We start from the raw sequence: 3406 nt of genomic DNA, 5'->3' as shown, positions 1-3406 counted from the left end.
GCAGAAGAAGAGACAAAAGCTCTGCTGCCAAGCGGGTGAGGAAACCCCACCCGCCTACGCGGTGGGGTAGTTCATAAATGCTCTGCCCGGCTGTGGAGGGCCTTGCCTGCCGCTTCAGGATTAGCCCGCCGTTACCGATACATCTTCGATGCGCAGAGCCGGAAAGGCCGTGGTGCCGTTGAAAACAGTTACCTCTTGTGAGATGGCGGAGATATTACGCAAACAATCGTAGAGGTTGCCGGCAATGGTGGTCTCCAGGATGGGGCGCTTCTCGCCACCTTTGACCAAAAAACCCCCCTTCACCACTCCGGAAAAATCGCCGGTGATCGGGTTGCTGCTGCCGGAAAGCCGCGTGACGATAATGCCCCGCTCCATCGCATACAGCTCAGACAAAGGGGTTGTCCCCGGGGCCACGCTCAGACAGGCCGGCCCCACGCCCGGCAAGCTGCCCGCCCCCCCTGTGGCATGGCCGTTGGAGGGAACGCCGGCAGCCCGGCCTTCGTAGCTGTTGTACATGAAGTTGCAGAGGATCCCTTCGTGGATCAGGGGGGTAATTTGGCGTGGCATCCCCTCGCGGTCGAAGGGCTCGATGGGGTGGCCGGGCAAGCCCAGCCCCTCGGAAACCAATGTCAACAGGGGGCTGGCGATCAGGGATCCCATCTTCTGCGCCAGGGGGCTTTTGCCCTTGCGCACCGCGTCCGCCCCCAGCACAAAGAGGAGGTCTCCCAGAAACTCCTCCACCACATCCGGCGGCAGGACGATGGGGCCGCGAAAACTCTCCCCCTCCCTAGCCCCTAGGGCCCCCACACACTTTTGCACAAAGCGATTAAAAGCCCGCTCCAGCGCCGGCAGCAGCTCCGCCCGCTTCTGCACACTGTCGCCGTCGTAGGCAAAGCTGCCCACCTCGTCCCCATCAATGGCCATGCCAAACAGGGATCCGCCCGCCTCGACGCTGTGGTAGTTGGCGCGGATGCCGGTGGAAGAAGCAATGGCCACGGTATCCTCTTCCACGCTGAAGGAGCCGCTGTCAATGGTGATGCGGGGGTCTTGGGAGCGCACCCACTCCACCAGTTGGGATCCCAGTTGCGTCAGCTCGGCAGCATCCAGTTCCAGCAGGCCTGGGTCGAGGGCAAAGGGCACCTGGGGCAGAGGCTGGGGATCCGGCAGGCCGTTGAGGGGATCCGCCGGCGAAGCCTTGGCCATGGCCACCGCCTCAGCCGCTGTCTCGGCCAGCTCTTCCGGGCGGTTGGAAGTGGCAAAGCCCAGCCTGCCGCCGCAGAAAACCCGGATGCCGAACAGGGTCTCGCTGCTGCTGCGGGCCAGGTTGAGGTCATTTTTCTCAAAAGTTACTTCCGTCTCACGGCCTGAGTTGGCAAACACCTCTGCTTGGTCAGCTCCGGCAGCCAGGGCCTTTTGCACCCCCTGTTCGCAAAGATCCAGCAGGTTTTCAGGAGCAATGACGGAGCCGGCCATAGAACTTGAGAGCTGCAAGAGAACAGTTCTATTATCGACCCTGCTGCCAAGACCTGCCCCAACAGCAGGGGCCAGATGATCTCAACTGGTCACTTAGGCTTGGGATCCCTTTGCCGGCAGCTTTGCGGATCCCTGCCGCATCAGGGCTGCTCCAGCGGCTGATCCGAGAACAGCAAGGGGGCAATGTTGGCGGCTTGGTTGAGCGGGATCTCGTCGTGGATGGCGTACTGATAAAACTGATCCAGCCGCTGACACAAACCTTCTGGGGTCAAAGCCTGTACATTGGAGCTGATGATGTAACTCTGGGCAGGAGAGGCCCGAAACGCCTGAAAGGCTTTGCGACAAAACGCCTGCTTGGCCTCAGGATCCGCCTGGCGCCACTCCGGCCCTGTGAGTTTGCCAGAGAGTGCCGGCTCGGTTGCCGCCCAAGCGCTGGACGCGACCAGGAGCAGTCCCGTTGCCCAAACCAGCCAGGCCAGAAGGAGCAGCAATACCTGCTGCCAAGAGAACCCAAGCCGTTGCTTGTGCTGCACCATAGGTGGATATGCTAAGGGAAGGAGCTTGGAATGCCGAAGCATCCCTAGCGATCCTATCGCCCTCGGTCTCCCCCATCCAGCCGAGGACAGCCCTGGAGCAAGGTTGGCAAGCAGCTCTATGGCTCGCAGCAAACCCCGCCAAAAACAGCGCTTTCCCCATCTGCTGGGCTCCAAGTGGACTTCTGTCCAGCCTGTGATGGGTTGGCGACATTTTCAGGTCGCTGCCCGCCAAGAGGGGCAAGGGGGGCTGGTGTTTGCCGAGCTGAGGGCCGTCTGCGATCCCCAGGTGCGCCTCTGGGTCAACGCCGCCACCCTCAAAAACCGGGATCTCTGGCAGCCGGGCTGGACGCCGCTGGAAGACGGGATCCCCTGCGGATCTGGCGGATCGTCTCTATCCAGAGACTCAGGGATCCCTGGATCCCTCTAGTGCTGTATTCTTCTGGCTACAAGACTTTTGAGGAGAAAACGATGCCCAGGTGTGATGTCTGTGGGAAAGAGCTCGGCTACAGCGACTATCAATGGGCCAAGCGCTGTACCAATCCCTACGGGAAATCCCACCTTATCTGCTTCGACTGCTACAGCGGTTCTTCCTGTCCCATCTGCTCCTCCCCTCTCGAGTCGGCAGAATAGATAGCGGCAGTTTCACCTCTGTGGGGGGGGAAGTTGGCAAAAGTCTCGCTGGTGTTCCCAAGGGAGCCGCAACAGTGCGCATTGGCCAGGGCTATGACATCCACCGTCTCGTAGAAGGGCGCCCCCTGATCCTAGGCGGGATCCGGATCCCTTACGAAAAGGGTCTGTTGGGCCACAGCGACGCCGACGTGCTCACCCACGCCATCATGGACGCCCTCCTAGGAGCTGCCGCCCTGCGGGACATTGGCTACTACTTTCCCCCGGAAGAGGAGCGCTGGAAAGGGGCAGACAGCATTCTCCTCTTGCAGCAGGTGGTGCAGTTGGTAAGCCAAGAGGGCTGGCGCATTGCCAACGTCGATAGCGTCGTGGTGGCAGAGCAGCCCAAGCTCAAGCCCCACATCCCCGCCATGCAGGCTCGTCTAGCTGAGGCCATGCAACTATCGCCCAAACAAGTAGGCGTGAAGGCCACCACCAACGAAAAACTCGGCCCCGTCGGCCAGGGAGAGGCCATGGCTGCCTTTGCCGTCGCCCTGCTGGTGGAACGCTGAGCTGCCGGCTTGCGGAAAGCACCTGGCCGTTGCCCTGCCCAAGCTGCCAAACTGGCAAGCAATCGCTCCCTCAAAAAACCAATTGGCCCCCATTGTCGTGAAACCCCCTGCCGCCTCGATCCCAGCTCCCCGCGCCCGGCGGGAGCGGGGCCGGGGGTGGTGGCGGGCGCGGCGCGGGGCGCTTGGGCCGCCGGCGGGCCCCCGGCAACTTGCGCGGAT

General features: G+C 62.1%; 4 protein-coding genes. 2 read left to right on the top strand and 2 right to left on the bottom strand.

The features are described from left to right. Positions 1–120 precede the first annotated feature (120 nt). Positions 121–1473 carry a TldD/PmbA family protein gene (locus NW841_RS12395; RefSeq protein WP_414386659.1) on the bottom strand — a complete coding sequence of 451 codons (1353 nt, stop codon included), beginning with the start codon at positions 1471–1473 and terminating at the stop codon, positions 121–123. Between the two features lie 140 nt (positions 1474–1613). After that, entirely contained in the window at positions 1614–2009 is a 396-nt protein-coding gene (locus NW841_RS12390; RefSeq protein ID WP_414386656.1) for a hypothetical protein, read from the bottom strand. 118 nt (positions 2010–2127) lie between these two features. Between NW841_RS12390 and NW841_RS12385 the strand changes: the two genes are divergently transcribed. Continuing rightward, positions 2128–2436 (top strand): TIGR02450 family Trp-rich protein, encoded by a 309-nt coding sequence (locus NW841_RS12385; RefSeq protein ID WP_414334651.1) that lies wholly within the window; start codon positions 2128–2130, stop codon positions 2434–2436. A gap of 277 nt (positions 2437–2713) precedes the next feature. Next, on the top strand, positions 2714–3187 hold the full coding sequence (ispF, locus tag NW841_RS12380) for a 2-C-methyl-D-erythritol 2,4-cyclodiphosphate synthase (protein WP_414334653.1): 474 nt from the start codon (positions 2714–2716) through the stop codon (positions 3185–3187). The last annotated feature ends 219 nt before the right edge of the window (positions 3188–3406 follow it).

Origin of the sequence: Synechococcus sp. H60.3, assembly GCF_047462295.1 — a bacterium.
Taxonomy (GTDB): domain Bacteria; phylum Cyanobacteriota; class Cyanobacteriia; order Thermostichales; family Thermostichaceae; genus Thermostichus.
Note: the sequence above shows the minus strand (reverse complement) of the source record. Positions and strands in the feature narration are given on the sequence as shown.

What these genes read in the sequence shown, in the direction of transcription:
- NW841_RS12395 (WP_414386659.1), bottom strand. Translation starts at nt 1,473, where the DNA reads ATGGCCGGCTCCGTCATTGCTCCTGAAAACCTGCTGGATCTTTGCGAA.
- NW841_RS12390 (WP_414386656.1), bottom strand. Translation starts at nt 2,009, where the DNA reads ATGGTGCAGCACAAGCAACGGCTTGGGTTCTCTTGGCAGCAGGTATTG.
- NW841_RS12385 (WP_414334651.1), top strand. Translation starts at nt 2,128, where the DNA reads ATGGCTCGCAGCAAACCCCGCCAAAAACAGCGCTTTCCCCATCTGCTG.